This is a genomic window from Sphingomonas mali NBRC 15500 (genome assembly GCF_001598415.1).
Lineage (GTDB): Bacteria > Pseudomonadota > Alphaproteobacteria > Sphingomonadales > Sphingomonadaceae > Sphingomonas > Sphingomonas mali.
Genome location: NZ_BCYX01000045.1, coordinates 1 through 22249, shown reverse-complemented (window position 1 = coordinate 22249; position 22249 = coordinate 1). Strand labels below are relative to the sequence as shown.

Genomic DNA, 22249 nt, shown 5'->3' with positions numbered 1-22249 from the left:
CTACGCCAGAGTATCTTTTTAGGCGCTGTGGGGCGCTATGCGGTGCAACTCGGACCCGCCCCCTTGCGCGCGCCCCCACAATCTCAATCCTGTTCGCGGGGCGCCAAAGCAACGCAGACAGGATCATGCCATGACCGACACTCCCGACCGCATTCTCCGCCTGAAGACCGTCCTCCTACGCACCGGACTCAGCCGCTCGACGATGTATCGAAAGATGCAGAACGGCACTTTCCCGAAGAACGTGCAGATCAGTACTCGCTGCGCTGGCTGGCGAGAGTCAGCGGTGAACGCCTGGATGAGCAACCCGATGTTTTACTCTGCCGAGGCCGGCCGGTAGTCCGGCCGCGCAGATGGCCGCGCCCGCCAGGGCCGATCCGTATTATCGCGTAAGCAAGGATTAGGGCGGCCCATGCTAGGGAATTTGCATGGCTCAGGTCACAGACCCGTCCTTCACGATCCGGATCGACCCGCCGCGCAAATATGTCGAGATATGCCTGCTCGGCCTGTGGGACGCGGCCACAGCCGCGCGCTTCGACCGCGAACTTCGCCGCCTGTTGCCCGCCCTGCCCAGGGGAGGATGCCCGATCGGCGAGCAGAACACCCTGTTCGATTCGACCGGTTATGCCGTCCAGGCGCAGGACGTGTCCACGCACCTCGCCGGCATGGCCGCGGACAAGTCGATCGGGTCGCGCCGCATCGCGGTGCTCGTGTCGAGCACGCTCTCGAAGCTTCAGACGCGCCGCATCGCTCCCGGCTATGGCGTGTTCGACGACCGCGCCGAGGCGATGGCCTGGCTGTTCGAACCGGACGCCTAGATGTATGACGTGACCAAGGCGTCGGACCACGCATCCAGGAGTTCGCGCCGCATCGCCACGAAGGACGTTCGCTTATAGGCGGCGATCACTTTGTCGGAGACGAGATGGGCCAGCGCCGCCTCAGCAACAGGGTCGGGGATAGCGGGCATCTTTTCCGCCGCCCAATCTCGGAATGAGCTGCGGAAGCCATGCACGGTGTATGGGATTTTTCCGTCCTTGAGCACTTTCGTGATCGTCATGTCACATAGCGGCTTGCCGTCTCGGGCCGGAAAAATGAGATCGTCCGGGCGGGGCGAAGCCTCGGCGAAACGACGACGTAGGAGAGCAACCGCCAGCCTATTTAGTGTGACCGCGTGGGCAATCCGATTCTTCATGAGTTCGGCTGGTCGGTTCCAGGTCAGCGTCGCAAAATCTATATGGGACCAACGTGCCTTCCGCACTTCTCCCGACCTGGCTGCCGTGAAGATGAGAAACAGCAGAGCATCGCGTCCGGTCGTCGCCGACTTGCCCCTAATGTCGGCGACAAACGCTGGAACCTCAGCGTAAGGCATCGCGGCAAAGTTGCCCCTGGCGGTCTGTCGAGCGAGCCCCAAAGCAACCGATTTCATCGGCGCTTCATGTTCACGCCAACCTTTCGACTGCGCAAAATTGAGGACCATGCCGACGCGCTGTCGCACCTTTCGAGCGGTCGATGGTATCTGGTTCCAGATCGGGACGAGCATATCGCGTATGGCGGCGGCATCGATCGTATCCACACGTCGGTTTCCAAGCGCGGGAAAAGCGTGGTCTTCGAGTGTAGACAGAAACGCCGCCGCATGTTTTGGCGCCCACCCGGACTTCAGATCATGGTGGGCAGCTCTTGCAGCTTCCTTGAAGGTAGGGATGGGGCCACGGTCGCGGTCACGTTCGGCAATGGGATCGCGACCATTGAGCGCGTGCTTGCGCAGCTCGGCTGCCTTCTCGCGAGCCTCAGCAAGGTTTAGTGCGGCGATCGAACCGAGGCCAATGTCCCTTCGCTTGCCGTAGCGCTGGACACGCAACATCCACGATCGCGCGCCCGACTCCTTGACGAGAAGGTACAATCCATTGCCATCTCCGTGCCGACCTGCTTTGGCATTTCTGACGCTGACAGAAGTCAATCTTCCCACTGGTTTTGCTCCCTCGTTAGCTCCCACAGCGCGCGGCGGATGTGATGAAATTCCTTGGGAATCGATGGAGCGTCAGCTTCGCAAAAAGCTACGCCGTCTCAAATACCTAGGGTCATCTTGGGCTGTTTTGGGAGGAGCATTTTACCGCTCACGGGGCATCCAGCATCCTACAGATAGAGCAGGCCCTCCTTCGCGCGAGGCCGCCGTCGTTGCCCTCCGCACTAGCGGAGCCGCAGGGCGCTATCCATCTGCGGACATCCGGCTGGCCAAAGCGAAAATGCGATTCTATACGGCCGGCATGACCATGCGCGCGATTCTCGACGTTGCGGCCGGGCGCCTTCGCCCGGACCTTGCGCGCGCACGAATGCGGGATTCCCAGGCGCGAATTAGCATCAGCCGGATCGGCTGATCCGGCGCGTCGTCGGCCGGGCGCGATCGAGCGCCCCGCCGTTCCTGCCAAATTTCGTGAAGGTCGTTCAGCGTGTCTCATGGTCAAACTCGCGCCCTACGTGCGCCCAAAACTGCTCGTCCAAACCTCGTCCGGCTGCATGTCAGCGGCGACATCTGCCCCAATCTGCTGCCGCGACTGCTCGGCCTCGTCGCGCAATTCGACCAAATTCCGTACGGCATTGCGCTCACCCGGCACCGGGCCAGCCTCAAACTCGCGATCGACCTCGGCCGGCTGGAGGACCCGCGCGCGGAAATCTTGATCAACAAGGTGGCGAGTATTCCGACCGTGCGCGGCGCGCGGCTCGTCGCACTGCGGCGCGACTGACACGCGGTTCGCCGAGCCGCGGAGCGCGACAGCCGAAGGGTCAGCCGAGTCCCTAGCGCCAACCTGCTCCGCGCGCCGCTTCTTCTGCTTTGGCGTCGAGCGGCTCGCCGGCCATCATGTCCTGCGCTGCTGCCATGAGCTCGGGATCGGGCGACCCCGCCTGCGCATAGGCGCCGCGCTGTGTCGTCGATCCCTGTTGCGTGCGGCGGAGCGCCCAGCCGGACGCGTCACGACAGGCAATGCCGTCCGCCGCGCTCGAGCTGAACACCCGGCAATAGGAACCCTGTTTGTCGCGGAAGCTGACCGCCACCTTCACCGACCCGTTGGCACCACCGACCTGATCGTCGAGGGCCGCGGCGAGCGATCCCGAGGCATATAGCCCGCCTGCACCGGCGGAGACGGGGCCACGTGACACGCCGATGCCGATCATCAGACCAAGCACTAGGCACGCCGCCAATGCTGCCGCCTCGCGCCACCGTGTCAGGATCGGGCGCGTCTTGGGTGCCGGCAAGTCGACGACATTGGGGTTCAATAAAGCGGCGAGCCGGTCGGGAACCTGCTCGTCGGCAACAGGCGCGAAGCTGTCCGAGATCCGCTTGCGCAGCGCCCGGTGACGTTCGACCTCTCGGGCAAGCGCCGGATCGCTGGCGATCGCACGCTCGACCCGCTTGGCGTTGAGCGGATCGAGTTCGCCATCGGCATAGGCCATCAGCATTTCGGGCTCGATCGTCATGCCGCTTCTCCAAGGTCGAGCATCAGCGCCTGGCGGCCCCGCACAAGCCGCGAGGTGAGCGTGCCCATGGGAATATCGAGCACCTCGGCCGCTTCCTTGTACGCAAGGCCCTCGACCAGCACGAGCGCGACCGCCTCTCGCTGTTCATCCGGCAATCGCCGCATGGCCGCCTCGACCTCGCCGAGCGCCACACGCGCTTCGGCCCCGCCGTCGCCGCCCACTCCTGCCCCGGCCTCGGCATCGACAAAGGTCTCCGACGCTCTGCCGCGAGCACGGGCGGTATCGATCCAGGCATTGCGCATGATCCGGTACATCCAGCTGTCCAATCTCGTTCCAGGCTGCCACGAGGCCCGCGCAAGCAACGCCTTCTCGACCGTCATTTGACACAGATCGTCGGCGTCCGCCGCGTCGCGGGCGAGTGCGCGCGCAAACCGCCGCAGGCGCGGCAGCACGGCGAGCATCTCGTTTTCGAAAGCGGCCAAGCCAATTCCCTTCGTCTGGATGAAACGGATGGCGCCGCCCGTTTAATCCACGCAGAATGATTTTTGCCAGGCGAAAGGATTTGCGTGCTCCGTCAGATGGTCATTGCCCTGATCGTGCTCGCCGGCGCGACGGCGGCGGGCGCGCAACTCGTGCCCCGGCTTCCCGGCCTCCCGCTCGACGTGCCGGGCTTGCCGGCCGCGCGGGGCTTGGCCGACGACGTGCTCCGCGCTCCCTCGGAGGCGGCGCGCATGCTCGATCAGGCGCGCCGCGCCGCGATCGCGCAACTGGTCCGCGACAATCCCGACCGTATCGCACTCGACCCGGACGGGTTTCCGGCACGCGCCGGGGAAATCGTCGTCGACGATCCGAAGGACGCCGTGATCACCGCGGCAATTGCCAAAGGCTATCGGGTGATCGAGCGCGGCGACGTGCTGGGCGTGGGTTTCGCGCGCCTTGCGGTTCCCGACGGACGGTCTCTCGCCTCGGCTATAAGAGAAATTCGCAGGCTCGGCGGCGAGGTAAGCGCGGATCAACTCCACATGCCAAGCGGAGTGATGAACGGTCGCCCTGCTGCGGCCGCAAGCGGTGACGGCACGCTGATCGGCGTCATCGATGGCGGCGTTGCCGGGGCTGCCATCTCGTCCGGATTCGCCGCCGGCGCTCCGCGAGACAATGACCATGCCACCGCCGTCGCATCGTTGATCAGCGGGTCAGGCAGTGTGCGCGGCGGCTTGCCTGGCGCGCGGATCGCCTCGGCCGATGTCTATGGCAGCGATCCCGCTGGCGGCAACGCAACCGCGATCGCGAAGGCGCTCGGCTGGATGGTTCAGCAGCGCGTGTCGGTCGTGACGGTCAGCCTGGTCGGCCCCGCCAATCCCTTGCTGGCCAAAGTGGTCGCGGCGGCACAGGCGCGCGGGCTCGTTATCGTCGCGGCGGTTGGAAACAATGGACCCGCCGCGCCGCCGGGCTTTCCTGCCTCTTATCCGGGCGTGATCGCCGTGACCGGGGTCGATGGCCGCAACCGCGTGCTGATCGAGGCGGGGCGCGCGAGCCATCTCGATTATGCGGCGCCCGGGGCGGACATGCTGGCCGCGGGCATTGCCGGCCGGACCTTTCGTGTGCGGGGAACGTCTTTCGCGGCGCCCTTGGTGGCCGCGACGATCGCTCGCTTCTATCCGTCGCCATCGCCTGCCGCGATCGGCGCTGCGCTCAAACGTGTCGACGCCGTCGCGCGCGACCTGGGACCGCGCGGGCCCGACAAGGCCTATGGTCGCGGCCTGGTCTGCGGCGATTGTCGGACGCCCGCGAAATAATTTTCCGGACCGCGGGATTAAAACCGCAACGGGCCCCGTTCTCCGGGCAGAAACAAGGAGAACGATCATGATGAAGATCCTGTTTGGTGCGGCAACGCTCGCGATCGCGGTCGCCGCGACCCCCGCTTCGGCGCAACTGCTGGGCGGCGGCGGCGGTCTCGGCGGCACGCTTGGGGGCACGCTCGGCGGTACGCTGGGCGGGGCCACCGGATCGCTCGGCGGTTCGGGCAATGGCTCGCTGGGCGGTATGATCGATCGCATGCCGGTCGATACCGACACCGCCACCTCGACGCGCAGCTCGAGCAGGACCCACAAGAGCGTCGATACTCGCAAGGGCAAGGTCAGCGCGTCCAATGCGAGCTCGACCGATACGACCGCGAGCAACAGCAGCTTGATCGGCGACCGCGCGCTGAGCGGCAGTGGATCGGCGGCGGGCAGCGCCGGCACGGGCATCGACGCGCAGCTGATCGGCACGGATACACTTCGTGGGACCGCATCCCGCGCGACCGATGCGACGCGCAACGCGGCTGATCGCGCTCGGAACGCCACCGGCGCTGCGACGGAGCGCGCGCGCGGTGCAACCGGCAACCTATCGTCCCAGGCTCGGTCGCTCGGCGGCAGTGCATCGGGCAGCGGCAACGCCGCCGGCGCGGGCGCGCTCTCGGGCCTTGGTGGCGCGGTGTCGGGCACGGGCAACCTGGCCCTGGCCGGCAGTGGTGCTGCGAGCGCAGGCGCTTTCCCGGTGAACCCTGGAATGGCCGTCACCGACGCCAAGGGCCGTGCGATCGGGACCGTTCAGTCGGTGCGCTCGACCGCTGGCGGTACGGTGCAGAGCGTGTTGGTCCGCGTCGGCAAGAAGACGGCGGATTTGCCGGCCGCGAACTTCTCTGGTTCGGGCAGCGCGCTTGTCTCGGCGATGGGCAAGGGCGACGTCAAAGACGCCGCTCAATAACCGACCGGTACGGGTCGCGCCCCGGATAGCACGCGGCCCGAATCCTGACGGCGCGTTCGGCATCGAGCCGGGCGCGCCGTTTCCTTTGCGAACCTGGGCGCTCAAGGTCTGCCGAGGTATCGCCCCGTAGCGGAGACGGAGGCCGCCAACGTCGTCCGGCATCATCTGCGATCGACGCGCTCGACGCCGCTCAGCGAAACGGGCCTGACCCGAGGCGATCGAAAGACGTTAAAGCGCTCGAAGATCGAGGAGGTCGACGTGCCCCCGAAAATCGCTCCCCGTCCGCTGCCGGCGCGATAGCCTATGTTGCCCGCTTACTGTAATTCGACACGCCGCCTGACCAGGACGATATCTGGCGATCGATCTGAATAAAGTGGAGTGAGCATGAGGACCCCGCACGCACTATTCGTTCTTCTCTCGGCGATGGTGAGCCTGGTGCCGGCTGGCGCGCAGGAGGTGCGGATCGTTCCCCGACCCGATGCCCAAATCGCGGTCGCGCCGCTGCCGATCCATATCGGCGGCCGCGCGGTACGGCTGGGCACGGCGGCGGCCCCCAAGTATCAACGCCAATGGCCCGGCAGCTATTTCGAGACGGCATTCGACGGCACCGCAATCTATCTGAAGATCGGCGCGGGCGATGTCATCCTGCACGTGCTGGTCGATGATCGTCCGCCGGTGCCGTTGGTGAAGCCCGGAGAGGGACTGTATTTGCTCGACGGCCTTGCACCGGGGCCGCATCGTCTACGTGTCGAGGTGGTGACCGAGGGGCAGACGGGTCCCAGCAGCTTCGGCGGCTTCTATCCGGCGATCGGCACCAAACCGATACCGCTTCGCCCGCGCGCTCGCCAGATCGAATTCATCGGCGATTCGCATACCGTCGGCTATGGCAATACCTCGCCCAGCCGCCAGTGCACCGCCGACCAGATCTGGGCCACCACGGACACGTCGCAGGGAATAGCGGGGCTGATCGCCCGGCGTTATGGCGCGGATTATCAGGTCAATGCGATTTCGGGCCGAGGCATGGTTCGCAACTATGGCGGGTTTGCCGCCGATACGCTGCCCATGGCCTATCCCTTCCTTCTGTTCGATAAGGCCGAACGCTATTCCGATGCGAGCTGGCAGCCGCAACTCATCGTCATCGCGCTGGGCACCAACGATTTCTCGACGCCGCTCAAGACGGGCGAGAAGTGGCCGGGCCGCGACGCCCTCCACGCCGATTTCGAGGCGAGCTATGTCCGCTTCGTCGGTGATCTGCGGCGACGCAATCCCCAGGCGCGGTTTGTCCTATGGGCGACCGATCTCGCCGGCGGAGAGATCGATGCCGAGGTACGAAAAGTGGTCGACAAGCTGCGCGCGACCGGCGAGCGTCGGGTCGACTACGTGCCGATGCGCGGACTGGGAATGACCGGCTGCGACTTTCATCCCTCGACCGCCGACGACCGGACGATCGCCGACGCGCTCGGCCGGGCGATCGACCGGCAACCGACAATCTGGCGCCGCGCCGCCCCTCGAACTATTCCCTGACGGGCAGGCTCGGTGCGCACCAGCAAGGCTGGCTGCGGCGTCACTCCGTAGAATTTGCTGATTTCCAACGCATTAGCCAGTCGCGCTGGTTCGGATCAAATCGCCAAAGCTCGGGATCTGGCGGAGACAAAGTCCGACAACATACATTCAAAATATAACGATAATTTCGGGACGGTGCCAGATCGTCATAATAACCGTCCGCCATCAGCCTTGGCGGCTAGCCATCCTCGTGCGTGTCGCGCCCAAGCGTTTGCTCCAGCGCATCGACGAACGCCCGGACCTTCATCGGAACCATCCGGGCAGTGGGATAGACCGCCCAGATCGCGAGCGGCTCTGGCTCGGCATCGTCGAGAATGATGTGCTTGAGCCGTCCGTCGCGAATGTCGCTATCGATGTTCCAGGCCGAAAGATTGGTGATGCCAAGGCCCCCGAGACAGGCCAGGTGCAGCGCTTCGACCGAACTCGCGGTGAAGCGACCGGCGACCTTGTGCCGGACCGTCTTGCCGCGGCGGACAAAGGCCCAGTGCGATGTGGCGGTCGCATGCAGGCAGCAATGATCCGACAGCTCGGCAAGCGTGCGGGGCACGCCATGCGCCTCGACATAGGCCGGGGAGGCACACAAGCGGCGTGGATTGTCGGCGAGGCGCCGCGCGACCAGATGATTGTCGCGCAGCTTGGCGATTCTGACGGCGAGATCGATCCCCTGGCCGACGATATCGACCTGATCATCGGTCAGGAGAAGGTCGACATGCAACTCCGGATTGTCGCGCATGAAGGGCACGATCATCGGCGCGACGACCTTGCGCCCAAAGGCCGCCGACGCAGTCACCCGCAATTGTCCGGAAATGGCGCCGCCGGTCGGTCGCAAGGCCTCAAGGGCGCTCGCCTGTTCGTCGAGCATTGCCTGGGCATGGGGCAGGAATGCCTCGCCATCCGCGGTCGGAGAGAGCGACCGCGTCGTTCGATGAATGAGGCGAACGCCGACCTCCGCCTCGAGCGCCGCCAGCCGCCGCGACGCCGCCATCGCATTGATGCCGAGCCTGCGTGCGGCACCGGCAAGACTGCCGATGCGAACCGCTTCCACAAAAATGGCGAGGTCGGCCAAGTCCATTATAACGCTCTTGGTTATGCTGCCATAACGATTATTGGCACTACCTCCGTATGCGTTGCAAAGCCATATCCACCGCAACTTGATCGTCCGATTGACGGGCACTCACCCGGGGTGCCGCCGACATGGGCATTTCCGTGAGGATTTTCGCATGAATAACACCGCGACAGCCAATGCAGGGGTGGATACCCCCTCGGTGATCGGGCGCGGCCTCACATTTGCCATGGCCGTCGCGGCCGGCCTTGCCGTTGCCAATATCTATTATAACCAGCCGATGCTCGGCATCATGGAAAAGGATCTGCCGGGCGGCATGACCGGGCTGGTCCCGACCGCGACGCAGCTTGGATATGCTCTCGGGTTATTCGCACTGGTGCCCCTGGGCGACCTCGTCGAGCGCCGCCGCCTGATCGTGATCCAGTTTCTGGTGCTCGCGCTAGCCCTGGTTGTCGCCGCACTTGCGCCTTCGGCGTCGCTGCTCCTCGTCGCGTCGCTCCTGCTTGGCGTCGCCTCGACCGTCGCCCAGCAGATCGTGCCTTTCGCAGCGCATCTCTCGGCACCGGAGAAACGCGGCGCAACGGTAGGGACGGTGATGTCAGGCCTGCTATGCGGCATATTGCTGAGCCGTACCCTTGCCGGCTTCGTTGCCGCGCACGAAGGCTGGCGCGCCATGTTCTGGCTCGGTGCCCCGCTCGCGCTGGGAGCCGGCGCGCTGATGGCCTGCTCGCTGCCGCGCAGCCATCCCGACAGCGGCCATAGCTATGGCAGCCTGATGGGTTCGCTGATCCATCTGTGGCGCGAGTTCGGCGCGTTGCGGCTTGCAGCGGCCACCCAGGCTTTGCTCTTCGGCGCGTTCACCGCCTTCTGGTCGATCCTGGCGCTGCACCTGCAAGAGCCTCGCTTCGGCCAGGGTGCGGAGGTCGCCGGCCTGTTCGGTATCGTGGGCGCCATCGGGATTCTGGCGGCCCCGATTGCCGGCCGCTTTGCCGACAAGCGAGGCCCCCGCAAGGTCATTCTCGCCGGAACCATCCTGACCGTTGCCGCCTGGGTGGTCTTTGGCCTCTGGTCGTCGATCATCGGGCTCGTCCTGGGATGCGTCCTGCTCGACTTCGCCGTGCAGAGCGTGCTCGTTTCGAACCAGCACATCGTCTATGCGCTCCGGCCCGAAGCGCGGGCTCGGCTGAACACGATCTTCATGGGCTCGATGTTCCTCGGCGGCGCCGGCGGCGCGGCGGCGGCAACGGTGGCGTGGAATGCCGGCGGCTGGACCTTTGTGTCCGGGTTAGGAATCGCGCTCGCGGCGCTCGCGACCGTCCTGCAGCTCAACAGCCTTCGAAAAGTCCGGTGACCGTGCATGCCCGCGGGAATTGTTAGCGCCCTCGTTTGCAGGCCTTTGCTTCGATCCGCTCAGCAATAGTCGGATCGAAACCCGCGTCGCGTTAGCCACAGGGCAGATTTTTGCGGTTCACACCGTTTGCCGCGGTTCGCCGAAGTGCACTGATTTCCAGGATTTGGCGGAGACGGAGGGATTCGAACCCTCGATACGGTTTCCCGTATGACGCTTTAGCAAAGCGTTGGTTTCAGCCACTCACCCACGTCTCCGGCTGCGGCAGAATGCGGGCCTATAGCGAGCGTGTCCTAGGTGATCAACCGGAGGTTTCGACTCGGTCGGGCGCGGAATAGACTCGGATCGCCGCTGCGTTCATTGCCGGGCAATCTCCGCCGGGCTTAGCGTATGGCATGTATGGGTTGGGGTTGGGGGCGATGATGCGCCGTTTATTGACTATTCTATCGTTGGCGATGCTGACGATCACCGGGCCGGTCGCCGCGCAGGTGACCACGATCGATCCCAACAAGGCGATCGATAGCGACCTGCAACGATCGCCGCCGCCACCGCCACAGTCCGCGCCGTACACGCCGCCGCCGGCCAGTCCCAGCGTGCCGGCCTATGACGAGGCGCCGCCTCCGCAGGACGAGACCGCCACCACCACTACCGCTACGACCCCGCCGCCGATTCCGCCGACGACCGGCCCGACTTATGGCGACGATGACGTGCTCGACGCCGCCGAAGGCGTGTTCGGCAAGGGTGCCAAGGGTCTGGCCGGGATGGTCGAAAAGGTCCTGAAGAATCAAGGGCGCCCCAACGCCTATATCGCCGGGCGTGAGGCATCGGGCGCGTTCGTCGTCGGGCTGCGCTATGGGTCGGGCACGCTCAGCCACAAAGTGGCGGGCGACCAGAAGATTTACTGGACCGGGCCCTCGGTCGGGTTCGATGTCGGCGGCGACGCGACCAAGGTGTTCGTGTTGGTATACAATCTCTACGACACCGAGGACATCTACAAGCGCTTCCCGAGCGGCGAAGGACGGCTGTATTTCGTCGGCGGGTTTTCGGCGACCTATCTCAGGCGCGGCAACATCGTGCTGATCCCGATCCGGCTCGGTGTCGGATGGCGCGCCGGGGTCAATGCCGGATATATGAAGTTCACCCACAAATCGAAGTGGATGCCGTTTTAGGCGTAGCGCGGCAGCGGGCGACGCCCCGCTGACTCGCGCAAGCCCGGCCGGCGGCGCGTAAGCGCCGACCGACGAAGCGCGGGCTTTGCCCGCGCCTGGCATGAAAGTCTGACCTCGCCCCAGCAATTCCTCCCCGGAACGGGGAGGGGGACCGCGCGCGTCAGCGCGTGGTGGAGGGGGTCCAGAGACTACCGATATTTAGAGGCGGCCGCCTTAAACTTCTCGCAGGTGGGCCCCTCCACCGTCCGCCATCCCAGCGTCTCGCCGGCATGGAACGGCACCAGACCTGCGACGCGCGCCGGAACCTCGACCGCCACGCGCTCCAACACCACCGTCCCCTCATTGAGCGGCAGCCCATAGAAGCGCGGGCCGTGCTCCGAGGCGAAGCCCTCGAACTTGTCGAGCGCATCTTCCTCCTCGAACACCGCAGCATAGCTTTCGAGCGCGAAGGGCGCGTTGAAGATCCCGGCGCAGCCGCAGTCCATTTCCTTGCGCTCGACGGCGTGGGGCGCGCTGTCGGTGCCGAGGAAGAATTTGGGCGAGCCGGACACCGCCGCCGCCCGCACCGCGAGGCGATGGCGCTCGCGCTTGATCACCGGCAGGCAATAAGCATGCGGTCTGAGGCCGCCGTCGAATAGAGCGTTGCGGTTGAGATGGAGATGCTGCGGCGTGATCGTCGCGGCGACCAGCGGGCCGGCATCGGCGACGAACTCGGCGGCTTCGGCGGTGGTGATGTGTTCGAGCACGATCTTGAGCGCGGGGAAGTCGCGCACCAGCGGCGCCAGCGTGCGGTCGATGAACACCGCCTCGCGGTCGAAAATGTCGACGTCGCGGTCGGTGACCTCGCCATGGATCAGCAACGGCATGCCGATTCGCTGCATCGTTTCGAGCACCACGCCGAGCGCGCGGATGTCGGTGACGCCGTGCGCCGAATTGGTTGTGGCGTGCGCAGGGTAAAGCTTGCACGCTGTGAACGCGCCCGATTCGTACCCGCGCGCGATTTCCGCCGGATCGGCGCCGTCGGTCAGATAACAGGTCATCAACGGAGTGAAATCGCTGTCGGCGGGCAAGGCGGCGAGGATACGCGCGCGATAGGCCTCGGCCGCGGCGACGTTGGTGACCGGCGGCGTGAGGTTGGGCATCACGATGGCGCGGGCAAACTGGCGCGCGGTGTGCGCGACGACCGCCTCCAGCATCGCGCCGTCGCGCAAATGGACATGCCAGTCGTCGGGGCGGCGGATGGTCAGGCGAACGGTCATGACGCTCGCCCTACAATCGCACGCCGCGATCCGCCAGTATGGCTTGGATTCGGGCGGGCGCACATTAGCTTGGCATCATGAGCGATACCGGAACGATGCTGACCGACCGAGCGCTAATCCGCTTGGCGGGCGATGGCGTACGCGATTTCCTTCAAGGCCTGGTGACGCAGGACGTGCTGACGCTCGACGCCGCCGCGCCGCGCTGGTCGGGGCTGCTGACGCCGCAGGGCAAGGCGCTGTTCGACTTTCTGCTCTGGGCGGACGGCGACTCGGTGCTGATCGATTGCGAAGCGGCCGAGGCCGAGGCATTGGCGCGGCGACTGGGAATGTACCGGCTGCGGCGGCCGATCACGATCGAGCGCGTCGCTGGAGCGGTGCACTGGGCGCTGGAAAGCACACTCGGCGTGCCGGATCCGCGCTTGCCCGAACTCGGCCGGCGCTGGCTGGGGATGCCGGACGATCCTGCGCAAGGATGGATCGAGCACCGCCTGTCGCTCGGCGTGACCGAGGGCATCGCCGAACTCGGCCAGGACAAGACCCTGTGGCTGGAGGCCAATGCCGGCGAACTGAACGGCGTGAGCTTCGCCAAGGGCTGTTATGTCGGGCAGGAGAATACCGCGCGGATGCATTACCGCGCCAAGGTCAACCGGCGGCTGGTGGTCGCGCCGATCGCACCCGCCGGTGACCGGACGCGCGCGGTCTATCCCGACCTCGGCCTGATGGTCGAGCTGCGCCGGGTCGAGGCGCTGGGCGATGCGATCGTTCCACCGTGGCTGGCGACTGCCCTGGCTGCGGCCTGACGCGGTAGATTTGATTCACGCGAAGGCGCGAAGGCGCAAAGAAGAGATCAGGTTCGCGCAGAGGCGCAGAGGGGCGCAGAAGCGTTTTCGCTTTGGGCTGCGGGTGAGATGCGTATGCGAAGATTGAACGATGAGCCTCGCATAGCGAGGCTCTCATAAAATCTCTGCGCCCTCTGGGCCTCTGCGCGAAACTTCTTTGCGCCTTAGCGCCTTAGCGTGAAAAATATCAAATTGGCGAGGCCCGTTCGTCGCTTAGCGCCCAACCGACGAATAAGCGAAGCCGAGTTTGCGAACATCGTCGGGGCGATAGACGTTACGCAGGTCGACCATCACCGGCGCGGCCATCACGCTCGCCAGCCGCTTAAGGTCGAGCGCGCGGAACGTGTCCCACTCGGTCACGATGGCCACCGCATCGGCGCCGGTCGCGGCTTCGTACGCATCCTTGCAGAAGGTCACGTCGGACATCATCGCCTTGGCCGCGGCCATCCCCTCGGGATCGAACGCGCGCACCGTCACGCCGGCGTCCTGCAGGCTCTGCACCACTGCCAGACTGGGGGCATCGCGCATGTCGTCGGTATTGGGCTTGAACGTCAGCCCCAGCACCGCGACCGTCTTGCCGCGGGGTTCGTCGCCCAGCGCGTGGAGCACCTTGCGCCCCATCGCGCGCTTGCGACTGTCGTTGACCTTCACCACCGCCTCGACGATGTGCACCGGGCTTTCGTGATCCTCGGCGGTCTTGAGCAGCGCCAGCGTGTCCTTGGGAAAGCACGATCCGCCATAGCCCGGTCCGGCATGGAGGAACTTGGCACCGATGCGATTGTCGAGCCCGATGCCGCGCGACACGTCCTGGACGTTGGCGCCGACCGCTTCGCACAGATCGGCGATCTCGTTGATGAAGGTGATCTTGGTCGCGAGAAACGCGTTGGCGGCGTATTTGATCAGCTCCGAGGTGCGGCGGCTGACGAACAGGATCGGGCTCTCGTTCAGATAGAGCGGGCGGTACACTTCGCGCATCACTTCGCGCGCGCGCGCATCCTCACTGCCGATGACGATGCGGTCAGGGCGCTTGAAGTCGCCGATCGCGGCGCCTTCGCGCAGGAATTCGGGATTGGATACCACGGCGATGTCGATATCGGGGCGCTCCTCGCGAAGGATCGTCTCGACCCGGTCGCCAGTGCCGACGGGCACGGTGGATTTGGTGACGACGACGGTCGGGCCGGTGACCGCGGCGGCGATCTCCTTGGTTGCCTCGAAGACGTAAGTAAGGTCGGCATGGCCGTCGCCGCGCCGCGACGGCGTGCCCACCGCGATGAAGATGGCATCGGCGCCGGCAACCGCGCTGGCCAGATCGGTGGTGAACGTCAGGCGGCCGGCGGCGACGTTGGTCGCGACGAGCTGGTCGAGGCCGGGCTCGTAGATCGGCATGCGGCCGGCCTGGAGCGCCTCGATCTTGCTCGCATCCTTGTCGACGCAGACCACGTCGTGGCCGAAATCGGAAAAGCAGGCTCCCGACACCAGGCCGACATAGCCCGATCCGATCATCGTGATTTTCATTCTAGTCCCTCGGTGCAGACGGCATGTCCGGCGAACCGCCAGATCGTGACGTGTATGCTCTATCGCAAGTAGGGGGTTTTGCCATCCCTACGTGGGGGCGCTTATGGGGTAGCGCTCGCGCTGGATCACTCCTCTCCTCCGGGGGAGAAGGAGGGTCCCGCCGCTGAGACGACGGCACGGTGAGGGTCTTCTTCAACATCAAATCGAGGAAGGAGCCCCCGCCCAACCAGCATCCGGCGAACGGCGCCCTTGCGCGGTTTATCCAACGCTCCCGCGAGCGGAGGAAGGCATTGTCGAAAAGAAGGAAGTCCCGCCGCGGCAAAGCCGCGCCGTCGGTCGGACGCGTCACGCCCGCCGGCCGTGCGCATCGGCTGGAGGAAATAGCATCGCTATCTCCTCCGCCGTTGCACAAAGAAAAAGGGAGGCCGGCGAACCGACCTCCCCAAATCTTTCAGTCGTTGGAGACTTACTGACCCGAAGACGGGCCGTAGGTGATCTCCACGCGACGGTTCTGGACCTCGCGGACGCCATCGGCGGTCTCGACACGCGGACGGCTCTCGCCGAACGCCTGCTCGCTGATGACACCATCCGGAACCGAATGGGCGACCATGTAGGCCTTCACCGCGTCGGCACGACGCTGCGAGAGACCGACGTTGTACTTGGCCGAACCCGAACGGTCCGCGTGACCCGCCAGCATGACCTGGGCATTGCCGCAGTTCGCGTACTGGCTGATCGCGTTGTCGAGGATCGACGCCGCTTCCGGCGTGATATCCGACTTGTCCCACTCGAAGAACACGATGAACGGTCCCGGCGAGCAGACAATGGCCGGCGGAGGCGGCGGCGCCGGCGGTTCCGGCGGCGGAGGAGGCGGAGGCGGCGGCGGCGGCGGCGGCGGCGGGGCCGGCGGTTCGCCGAAGTTGTACGTGAAGCCGCCCAGGATGCTGTGCGAACGGAAACGTCCGTCCAGCGTGCGGCCGGTCACGTCGACCAGCTTGACGTTCTCGGCGTTGAAGAAGCGATACTTCAGCGACGCGTCGATATGGCTGGTGATCGGCGCACGGATACCCGCAATCGCCTGCCATGCGAACACCGTATCCGAATCGTCGACGAAGTTGCCGTACGTGTTGAGCGCATATTTGCCCTTCACGCGAGCGACACCGACACCGCCGCCGACGAAGCCCTGCAGGCTATCGTCATCGCCGAAGTCGAGCATGCCGTTCAGCATGAAGCTCAACGCGGTGGTCCGGCCGCCGGCATAGCTATAGCTGCCGGCGTTGGACTGAACCAGCGCGCCAGCGCTGTTGTATGCTGGAATGCGAAGGCTCGAGCTGATCGCGTCGACGTTAGCCGACTTGTACGAAACCTCGGTTTCGACCCGGAACATGCCGAAATCGTAACCCACCTGACCACCGACATCATAACCGTAGTTATGGTCGATCTTCATGGCGTCTGGCGCCGCACCAATATCGAAGTGAATGTCTTCGACAATCATCGCGCCGCCTTCGACGCCAACATACCACGCCTTATCGCGCGCAAGCGCGGGCGTCGCAAGTGCGGTTGAAGCGAGCGCCACGGCAATGGCAAGCTTGCGCATCTGTATCCCCTTTCACGGTTGTCACTACGGACAGCGCAAACTCCCTACTCAAAGGTTCGTTTCCACGCAAGCGAAACAAAGCTGATCCGCTGTGGCGGCGGAGCAACACTTTTACCCGGTTTTCCGCCGGTTTCGGGCTTCGCCACCCATTTGCCGGTGTGGCGCAAGAGCAGTGCGACCATCCCTCGCTCACCGCCTGCGACGGACGGCGCCAACGGCGCGATCAGCCCGGGAAAGATCGCTCATCACCTGCTTGCCGAGTTCGCCTTTTGGGCGCAAATATCGACGATGGCGGCAGCGCCCGATTATTACGCAATGCTCGGCGTTAAGCCCGACGCGGACCAGGCGGTGATCCGTGCCGCGTGGAAGGCGCTGTTGCGCAAATACCACCCCGATACCGCGCGCGGCGTGCCCGACGCCGCCGACCGCACCCGCGCGTTCAACGCGGCCTGGGCGGTGCTGGGCAATAACAACAGCCGGATCGCCTATGACTTGCAGCGCGCGGCGCCACCCGACGACGAGACGCGGCCCGGCTGGGCATCGCCCTATCCGATGCCACCGCGACGCGGCGCCGGCACCACGCTCGCGCTGATCCTCGCCTTTGTCGGTTTGCCGGCAGTCGCGATGACTTTGCCCGGAGTGCCCGGACAAGTCGCGGCGATGCTGCCCGGCGGCGACGGTGGATCGGCCGCGAGCTTCGCGCGGTCGAGTTTCCATCAGGTGCGCCGCCTGCTCACCCCCGCCGGATTCGGCGCGGGCAGCGCTGCGGCGAGCCCCGCTATCCCGACATCGACGCCGGCTCCGGCGCCGGCCGCTGCTCCGCAGATCGACCGCGCGACCATCCGCCTTGCCGTCCGCCAATATGGCCGCGTCGTCCGCCGCGATGGCCGAAGCGGGGTCGCGGCTTATAGCCGAGGCTGCGCCAAGCGCGCGGTCGACCTGTCGCGTTGGGAATCGGACGATTTCTGCGCCGCTTTCGATATCGCCGCCGGGCGCGACACGGCGGCCTCAGCGGCGCGCTACGTTCGGCTCGGCATCCCGACCGAGGCCGCGACGGCGCGCCTTGGGCAAATTCGCGCTCAGCTTCGCCGAACGCCCCCGTTCTCCAAACAAAGGGCGTAATCCGTAGCCGGTCCGTGATCAGGCGGATCGAGGCGCCGCGATCGCCTGGTCCGCTACTTTCGCCCAGGCCGCGATCTCATCGTTGAAATGCCGCGTCACGACGACTTCGCCGGCCAAAGCGCGATCGAGATCGACGTCGGCCGACCCTTCCCATTCGTATGTGGCGTTGCCCGATAGGCGGACCATGCCATCGGGATCGGCGCAGGCCTTGATCAATCCGCCGGCGTTCCAGACGGTGATTTCCTCATCGAAACGCGCGCGCTCGGTCAGGCAGGCGGCGAAGGTCGAGGCCGCCATCGCGCTGCCGCAACTGTCGGTCAGCCCGACTCCGCGCTCGAAAGTGCGAACGAACAGCCCACCCGGCCGCGTTTCGACGAAGCTGACATTGGCGCGGTTGGGCAGCCAGTCAGGCGCCGATTCACACACCTCACCGACCGCCAAGAGTTCCTGTTCATCGACCGCGTCGACGAACGCGATCAGGTGCGGATTGGGAATCGAGACGGCGGTGAACGGCCGAGCGCTGGGCAATCCGGGGATCGCCATCTGGACATTCTGTTGACGGCCGATCGGCATCGGCCAGTCGGCGATGTCGAGCGATGCCGGACCGGCCAATTCGCGAACCGTCACCACGCCCGGCGCGAGATCGGGATCGCGCGTCACCTCCACCACCGAGGTCTTGAGATGGACGTGCGCATGGTCGATTCCCAGCGCTTCGAAACCGGCGCGCGCGACGCAGCGCAGCCCGTTGAGACAGGTTTCGGCCTCCGACCCGTCGCTGTTGAACATGCGGAAACCGAAATCGTGCCGCGCGTCGCCGTCGGTGAGCAGCAACAAGCCGTCGCCGCCGACCGGCCCGCGCCGATCGGCCAGCGCCAGCGCGACCTGGGCCCAGGCGGCATCGGGCAACTCGATGGCGCGTGCATCGATCATCGGGAAATCGTTGCCCGAGCCATGGCATTTGACGAACGCGAACCGCATCGCCGCGCTGTAGCGCCGTCGCTCGCGCGGTTCAAACCATCACGTCGAAACAGACCAGGCCCGTGGGCTTCTCGACATTGCGCTGCATAACGGCACGAAAGCGCGAAGGAAGGCTTTGCGCGCGGTGCCGACGATCAGGGTTCCGAGTCGCCGCCGTCCTTGCCCGCCGGGGGCGCACCACTGCCGCCGTCCCCGCGCGGCCAGCGTCCGCCGCCACCTCGCTTGCCTTTGCCGCCGAACTGGCCTGCCGCCGGCGCGCTCAGCTTGGGGAGCTCGGCGCGAGTGATCTTGCCGTCGTGATTGGTGTCGAGCATCGCGAAGCGTTCGGCCGCGGCGTCGCGAAACTCCTTGGGATCCACCCCGCGATTGAAATTGGTGTCGGCGACGGTCACCGGCTCGGGATAATCGAAGAAGGAGAAGCGCGCGGCACCGCGTTTGACGTCTGCATAGCGCGGCTGCGAATCGCCCCCGCTCGAAGGGCTGTCTCCGCCGCTATCACCACCGCCCATGCGGCCACCTCCGCCCCCGCGACCACCACCGCCGCCATGTCGACCACCCCCGCCCCCCCGCCGCCCGCCGCCGCTGGGTCGGCCGGACGCCATGCTGCCTTCGCCGCCGGTACGGATTTCGGGCGCGAGCACGGTCTCGTAATAGTCGATGTCGTCGGGGTCGATCTCGCCATCATGGCCGCGATCGAGCCGCAGGAAGAAGCGGTCCGCATCGGCGGTGAATTCGGCGAGCGTCAACTCGCCGTCATGATTGGTGTCGGCCCCGTCGAACCACATCCCGATCGGATCGGGACCGCGAAACGGCTCGCCCATCGGGCTGATGAACAGTCGACCGCGTGGGCGTTCCCGCGGGGCCGCAGCGGGCTTGTCATCGTCGGGCAGCTTACCGGCCAGGGGCGGTATCGGGGGCACGGCCTGCCCGCCCGCCATCAGCATCAATCCCAGCCAGAAGCCCATCGCCCATACTCCGCCCCAACGTCCGAGGGCCGGACGCTAGGCGCGCTTTGTCGCACAACTATGTCGGGCCATTACGGATACTCCGGCACAGTCGGTCAGTCGGCGAACAGCAGGACCGGCGTCTCGAGATATTTGCGCACCGCCTGGACGTAGCTCGCCGCATCCCAGCCATCGACGACGCGATGGTCGCAGCTGATCGACAGGTTCATCAGCTTGGCCCGGACGATGTCGTCGCCGCGGAAGACGGGGCGCTCGACGATCTTGTTCGGCCCGATGATCGCCACTTCGGGCCGGTTGATCACTGGCGTCGTCGCGATACCGCCCAGGGGACCGAGCGAGGTCACGGTGATCGTACCGCCACCCATTTCGTCGGGCTTGAGCTTGTTGGCGCGCGCCGCTTCGGCCAGCCGCGTGATCTCGGTCGCGAGTTGCCAGACATTCTTGTCCTGCGCGTCGCGGATGACGGGAACGGTCAGCCCGGCATCGGTCTGCGTCGCCATGCCGAGATGGACCCGACCCGACCGCGTTACCACGCCCGCTTCGTCATCGTAGCGCGCGTTGAGCATCGGGAAGTCAGGAAGCGTTCGACAGATCGCGACGATCAGGAATGGCAGCATGGTGAGCTTGGGCCGTGCCCCGCGATTGGCGTTGAGGTCGGCACGCATTTCCTCGAGCGCGGTCACGTCGATCTCGTCGACATAGGTGAAATGCGGGATGTTGCGCTTCGCCGCCTGCATGTTCTCGGCGATGCGGCGGCGCATGCCGATGACCTTGATCGCCTCGTCCTCGCGCGCGCGGCTCGCGTGCGGAGCATGATAGCCCTGCCCCGAGCCGTAGCGGAGGAACGCGTCGAGATCGGCATGGCGGATGCGGTCGCCGTCGGTTTTGACCTGCGACAGGTCGACACCGAGCTCCTTCGCGCGCTGGCGGACGGCGGGGGAAGCGAGGACAGGTTTGGAAGGCTGGGATCGGCTAACTTCCTCCGTTCGTGCTGAGCTTGTCGAAGCACGTGTATCGCGTTCACGCCCTTCGACAGGCTCAGGGCGAACGGGGGTAGCAGTGGCGTTCTCGGCGATTTCCTCGAAACCCGGCGTTTCCGCCTCGAACTCTTCCTCGCCCTTCGTGCCGAGCTTTGCGGCGGCCTCTTCGGCGAAGTCCTCGATTGGCGCCGCGACGGCAGACGAATCCCCCTCGACCTCGATCACCAGCAAAGTCGAGCCGATCGGAATCTGATCGCCGACCTCGCCAGCCAGCGCGACGACGGTGCCCGCGACCGGGCTTTCCATCTCGACGGTCGCCTTGTCGGTCATCATGTCGGCAAGCTGCTGGTCTTCCTCGACCGTGTCGCCGACCTTTACGTGCCAGGCGACGATCTCGGCCTCGGCAATGCCTTCGCCGATATCGGGCAAGCGGAATTCGAAACGCGCCATCGCGGTCAGTCCTTCAGGATTTTCTTGAGCGCCTGTCCGATGCGGACCGGGCCGGGGAAATAGGCCCATTCGAGGCTGTGGGGGTATGGCGTGTCGAACCCGGTGACGCGTTCGATCGGTGCCTCGAGATGGTAGAAACAGCGTTCCTGGACGAGCGCGGAGAGCTCCGCACCGAAGCCCGAGGTGCGCGTCGCTTCGTGGACGATCATGCAGCGGCCGGTCTTCTTCACGGATTCCTCGATCGCCTCGATGTCGAGCGGGACGAGCGTGCGCAGGTCGAGAATCTCGGCATCGACGCCGGCTTCCTCGACTACTTTCAGGCAGACATGGACCATCGTGCCGTAGCAGAGGATGGTCAGCGCCTCGCCCGCGCGCACCAGGTTCGCCTTGCCAAGGGGGACCTTGTAATAGCCCTCGGGCACCTCGCCGCCCGGATGTTTCGACCAATTCTCCGCCGGGCGATCCCAATGGCCGTTGAACGGGCCGTTATAGATGCGCTTGGGTTCGAAGAAGATGGTCGGGTCATTGTCCTCGATCGCCGCGATCAGCAGGCCCTTGGCGTCGTAGGGCGTCGCCGGGATCACCGTCTTCACGCCCGAGACGTGGGTGAAGATGCCTTCGGGCGATTGCGAGTGCGTCTGTCCGCCGAAGATGCCACCGCCATAAGGCGAGCGGATCGTCATCGGCGCGATGAACTCGCCGGCCGAGCGATAACGCAGCCGCGCGGCTTCGGACACCAGCTGGTCGAGCGCGGGATAGATGTAGTCGGCGAACTGGATCTCGGGGACCGGCCGCAGTCCGTAGGCCCCCATCCCGACCGCGACCCCGATGATGCCGCATTCGGTGATCGGCGTGTCGAACACCCGGGTCTTGCCGTGCTTCTTCTGCAGCCCGGCGGTCGCGCGGAACACGCCGCCGAAATAGCCGACATCCTCGCCCATCACGATCACGCTGGGATCGCGCGCCATCATCACGTCGAGCGCCGAGTTGATCGCCTGGATCATGTTCATGCGGGAGGTGGTGGGGACTTCGGTAGTGTCGGTCATCGTCTCACTCATATTCCCTCTCCCATCGGGAGAGGGAGGGAGGCGCGAAGCGCCGGAAGGGTGAGGGCAGAGATTCCGGCAAGAGCGCTGCCCTCACCCTTCCCACTCGGCTGCGCCGAGCGGGCCCCTTCCCTCTCCC

The 22249-nt window shown here is 65.7% G+C and carries 21 protein-coding genes and 1 tRNA gene; 10 read left to right on the top strand and 12 right to left on the bottom strand.

Translation table 11 applies throughout. The annotated features are described in order from the left end of the window. Window positions 1-130: 130 nt before the first annotated feature. Window positions 131-337 (top strand): helix-turn-helix transcriptional regulator, encoded by a 207-nt coding sequence (locus SMA01S_RS20445; RefSeq protein WP_066826806.1) that lies wholly within the window; start codon window positions 131-133, stop codon window positions 335-337. Between the two features lie 88 nt (window positions 338-425). After that, window positions 426-815, top strand: a complete 390-nt coding sequence (locus SMA01S_RS20440; RefSeq protein ID WP_066826804.1) for a hypothetical protein — start codon at window positions 426-428, stop codon at window positions 813-815. Here the strand turns inward: SMA01S_RS20440 and SMA01S_RS20435 are convergent. Then, window positions 812-1963 (bottom strand): tyrosine-type recombinase/integrase, encoded by a 1152-nt coding sequence (locus tag SMA01S_RS20435; RefSeq protein WP_157094061.1) that lies wholly within the window; start codon window positions 1961-1963, stop codon window positions 812-814. The two genes, SMA01S_RS20440 and SMA01S_RS20435, sit on opposite strands and share 4 nt — an antisense overlap. Window positions 1964-2444: 481 nt before the next feature. Between SMA01S_RS20435 and SMA01S_RS20430 the strand changes: the two genes are divergently transcribed. Beyond that, window positions 2445-2738, top strand: a complete 294-nt coding sequence (locus SMA01S_RS20430; RefSeq protein ID WP_066826800.1) for an ACT-like domain-containing protein — start codon at window positions 2445-2447, stop codon at window positions 2736-2738. A gap of 52 nt (window positions 2739-2790) precedes the next feature. On the opposite strand, the gene SMA01S_RS20425 is transcribed toward SMA01S_RS20430, so the two are convergent. Next, entirely contained in the window at window positions 2791-3471 is a 681-nt protein-coding gene (locus tag SMA01S_RS20425; RefSeq protein ID WP_066826798.1) for an anti-sigma factor family protein, read from the bottom strand. Next, window positions 3468-3932, bottom strand: coding sequence for a sigma-70 family RNA polymerase sigma factor (locus tag SMA01S_RS20420; RefSeq protein WP_066826822.1), 465 nt, complete (start codon window positions 3930-3932; stop codon window positions 3468-3470). The genes SMA01S_RS20425 and SMA01S_RS20420 overlap by 4 nt, the downstream gene beginning before the upstream one ends. Before the next feature lie 105 nt (window positions 3933-4037). On the opposite strand from SMA01S_RS20420, the gene SMA01S_RS20415 reads away from it, so the two are divergent. The 3 genes from SMA01S_RS20415 (at window position 4038) to SMA01S_RS20405 (ending at window position 7743) form a co-directional block, all read left to right on the top strand. Then, on the top strand, window positions 4038-5267 hold the full coding sequence (locus SMA01S_RS20415; protein WP_245649351.1) for a S8 family serine peptidase: 1230 nt from the start codon (window positions 4038-4040) through the stop codon (window positions 5265-5267). Between the two features lie 67 nt (window positions 5268-5334). Then, window positions 5335-6219: a hypothetical protein gene (locus tag SMA01S_RS20410; protein WP_066826796.1), complete on the top strand. Its 885-nt coding sequence runs from the start codon at window positions 5335-5337 to the stop codon at window positions 6217-6219. A 384-nt stretch (window positions 6220-6603) separates the two neighbouring features. Next, complete coding sequence (locus tag SMA01S_RS20405) at window positions 6604-7743, top strand: SGNH/GDSL hydrolase family protein (RefSeq protein WP_066826792.1); 1140 nt, start codon at window positions 6604-6606, stop codon at window positions 7741-7743. Between the two features lie 217 nt (window positions 7744-7960). Here SMA01S_RS20405 and SMA01S_RS20400 read toward each other — a convergent pair whose 3' ends face one another. After that, window positions 7961-8854, bottom strand: coding sequence for a LysR family transcriptional regulator (locus SMA01S_RS20400; protein ID WP_066826790.1), 894 nt, complete (start codon window positions 8852-8854; stop codon window positions 7961-7963). Between the two features lie 148 nt (window positions 8855-9002). Between SMA01S_RS20400 and SMA01S_RS20395 the strand changes: the two genes are divergently transcribed. Next, entirely contained in the window at window positions 9003-10196 is a 1194-nt protein-coding gene (locus SMA01S_RS20395; protein ID WP_066826788.1) for an MFS transporter, read from the top strand. Between the two features lie 164 nt (window positions 10197-10360). On the opposite strand, the gene SMA01S_RS20390 is transcribed toward SMA01S_RS20395, so the two are convergent. Next, window positions 10361-10450: transfer RNA gene (locus SMA01S_RS20390), tRNA-Ser, on the bottom strand. Between the two features lie 198 nt (window positions 10451-10648). Here SMA01S_RS20390 and SMA01S_RS20385 point away from each other — a divergent pair. Next, a complete protein-coding gene (locus tag SMA01S_RS20385; RefSeq protein WP_245649350.1) occupies window positions 10649-11362 on the top strand; it encodes a DUF1134 domain-containing protein in 714 nt (237 codons plus the stop codon). A gap of 188 nt (window positions 11363-11550) precedes the next feature. On the opposite strand, the gene pyrC is transcribed toward SMA01S_RS20385, so the two are convergent. Beyond that, complete coding sequence (gene pyrC, locus SMA01S_RS20380) at window positions 11551-12621, bottom strand: dihydroorotase (protein WP_066826784.1); 1071 nt, start codon at window positions 12619-12621, stop codon at window positions 11551-11553. A 77-nt stretch (window positions 12622-12698) separates the two neighbouring features. On the opposite strand from pyrC, the gene ygfZ reads away from it, so the two are divergent. Continuing rightward, the gene (gene ygfZ / locus SMA01S_RS20375; RefSeq protein ID WP_066826783.1) at window positions 12699-13421 is read left to right on the top strand and encodes a CAF17-like 4Fe-4S cluster assembly/insertion protein YgfZ; all 723 of its coding nucleotides are present in this window, start codon (window positions 12699-12701) and stop codon (window positions 13419-13421) included. A gap of 252 nt (window positions 13422-13673) precedes the next feature. Here the strand turns inward: ygfZ and SMA01S_RS20370 are convergent, their stop codons facing one another. Together SMA01S_RS20370 and SMA01S_RS20365 are read right to left on the bottom strand one after the other, a co-directional pair. Then, window positions 13674-14975: a UDP-glucose dehydrogenase family protein gene (locus SMA01S_RS20370; RefSeq protein WP_066826781.1), complete on the bottom strand. Its 1302-nt coding sequence runs from the start codon at window positions 14973-14975 to the stop codon at window positions 13674-13676. A gap of 466 nt (window positions 14976-15441) precedes the next feature. Next, window positions 15442-16569: an OmpA family protein gene (locus SMA01S_RS20365; RefSeq protein WP_066826779.1), complete on the bottom strand. Its 1128-nt coding sequence runs from the start codon at window positions 16567-16569 to the stop codon at window positions 15442-15444. A 288-nt stretch (window positions 16570-16857) separates the two neighbouring features. On the opposite strand from SMA01S_RS20365, the gene SMA01S_RS20360 reads away from it, so the two are divergent. Continuing rightward, window positions 16858-17691, top strand: coding sequence for a J domain-containing protein (locus tag SMA01S_RS20360; RefSeq protein WP_157094060.1), 834 nt, complete (start codon window positions 16858-16860; stop codon window positions 17689-17691). An 18-nt stretch (window positions 17692-17709) separates the two neighbouring features. Here the strand turns inward: SMA01S_RS20360 and dapF are convergent, their stop codons facing one another. The 4 genes from dapF to SMA01S_RS20340 all read right to left on the bottom strand — a co-directional run bounded on the left by dapF (window position 17710) and on the right by SMA01S_RS20340 (window position 22074). Then, window positions 17710-18669, bottom strand: coding sequence for a diaminopimelate epimerase (dapF, locus tag SMA01S_RS20355; RefSeq protein ID WP_066826775.1), 960 nt, complete (start codon window positions 18667-18669; stop codon window positions 17710-17712). 134 nt (window positions 18670-18803) lie between these two features. After that, a complete protein-coding gene (locus SMA01S_RS20350) occupies window positions 18804-19634 on the bottom strand; it encodes an EF-hand domain-containing protein (RefSeq protein ID WP_066826774.1) in 831 nt (276 codons plus the stop codon). Window positions 19635-19729: 95 nt separating this feature from the next. Further along, on the bottom strand, window positions 19730-21064 hold the full coding sequence (locus SMA01S_RS20345; RefSeq protein ID WP_066826773.1) for a dihydrolipoamide acetyltransferase family protein: 1335 nt from the start codon (window positions 21062-21064) through the stop codon (window positions 19730-19732). A gap of 5 nt (window positions 21065-21069) precedes the next feature. After that, window positions 21070-22074 carry an alpha-ketoacid dehydrogenase subunit beta gene (locus tag SMA01S_RS20340; protein WP_066826821.1) on the bottom strand — a complete coding sequence of 335 codons (1005 nt, stop codon included), beginning with the start codon at window positions 22072-22074 and terminating at the stop codon, window positions 21070-21072. Window positions 22075-22249 lie beyond the last annotated feature (175 nt).

What these genes read in the sequence shown, in the direction of transcription:
- SMA01S_RS20445 (WP_066826806.1), top strand. Translation starts at nt 131, where the DNA reads ATGACCGACACTCCCGACCGCATTCTCCGCCTGAAGACCGTCCTCCTA.
- SMA01S_RS20440 (WP_066826804.1), top strand. Translation starts at nt 426, where the DNA reads ATGGCTCAGGTCACAGACCCGTCCTTCACGATCCGGATCGACCCGCCG.
- SMA01S_RS20425 (WP_066826798.1), bottom strand. Translation starts at nt 3,471, where the DNA reads ATGACGATCGAGCCCGAAATGCTGATGGCCTATGCCGATGGCGAACTC.
- SMA01S_RS20420 (WP_066826822.1), bottom strand. Translation starts at nt 3,932, where the DNA reads ATGCTCGCCGTGCTGCCGCGCCTGCGGCGGTTTGCGCGCGCACTCGCC.
- SMA01S_RS20410 (WP_066826796.1), top strand. Translation starts at nt 5,335, where the DNA reads ATGATGAAGATCCTGTTTGGTGCGGCAACGCTCGCGATCGCGGTCGCC.
- SMA01S_RS20405 (WP_066826792.1), top strand. Translation starts at nt 6,604, where the DNA reads ATGAGGACCCCGCACGCACTATTCGTTCTTCTCTCGGCGATGGTGAGC.
- SMA01S_RS20400 (WP_066826790.1), bottom strand. Translation starts at nt 8,854, where the DNA reads ATGGACTTGGCCGACCTCGCCATTTTTGTGGAAGCGGTTCGCATCGGC.
- SMA01S_RS20395 (WP_066826788.1), top strand. Translation starts at nt 9,003, where the DNA reads ATGAATAACACCGCGACAGCCAATGCAGGGGTGGATACCCCCTCGGTG.
- SMA01S_RS20385 (WP_245649350.1), top strand. Translation starts at nt 10,649, where the DNA reads ATGCTGACGATCACCGGGCCGGTCGCCGCGCAGGTGACCACGATCGAT.
- pyrC (WP_066826784.1), bottom strand. Translation starts at nt 12,621, where the DNA reads ATGACCGTTCGCCTGACCATCCGCCGCCCCGACGACTGGCATGTCCAT.
- ygfZ (WP_066826783.1), top strand. Translation starts at nt 12,699, where the DNA reads ATGAGCGATACCGGAACGATGCTGACCGACCGAGCGCTAATCCGCTTG.
- SMA01S_RS20370 (WP_066826781.1), bottom strand. Translation starts at nt 14,975, where the DNA reads ATGAAAATCACGATGATCGGATCGGGCTATGTCGGCCTGGTGTCGGGA.
- SMA01S_RS20365 (WP_066826779.1), bottom strand. Translation starts at nt 16,569, where the DNA reads ATGCGCAAGCTTGCCATTGCCGTGGCGCTCGCTTCAACCGCACTTGCG.
- SMA01S_RS20360 (WP_157094060.1), top strand. Translation starts at nt 16,858, where the DNA reads ATGGCGGCAGCGCCCGATTATTACGCAATGCTCGGCGTTAAGCCCGAC.
- dapF (WP_066826775.1), bottom strand. Translation starts at nt 18,669, where the DNA reads ATGCGGTTCGCGTTCGTCAAATGCCATGGCTCGGGCAACGATTTCCCG.
- SMA01S_RS20350 (WP_066826774.1), bottom strand. Translation starts at nt 19,634, where the DNA reads ATGGGCTTCTGGCTGGGATTGATGCTGATGGCGGGCGGGCAGGCCGTG.
- SMA01S_RS20345 (WP_066826773.1), bottom strand. Translation starts at nt 21,064, where the DNA reads ATGGCGCGTTTCGAATTCCGCTTGCCCGATATCGGCGAAGGCATTGCC.
- SMA01S_RS20340 (WP_066826821.1), bottom strand. Translation starts at nt 22,074, where the DNA reads ATGAACATGATCCAGGCGATCAACTCGGCGCTCGACGTGATGATGGCG.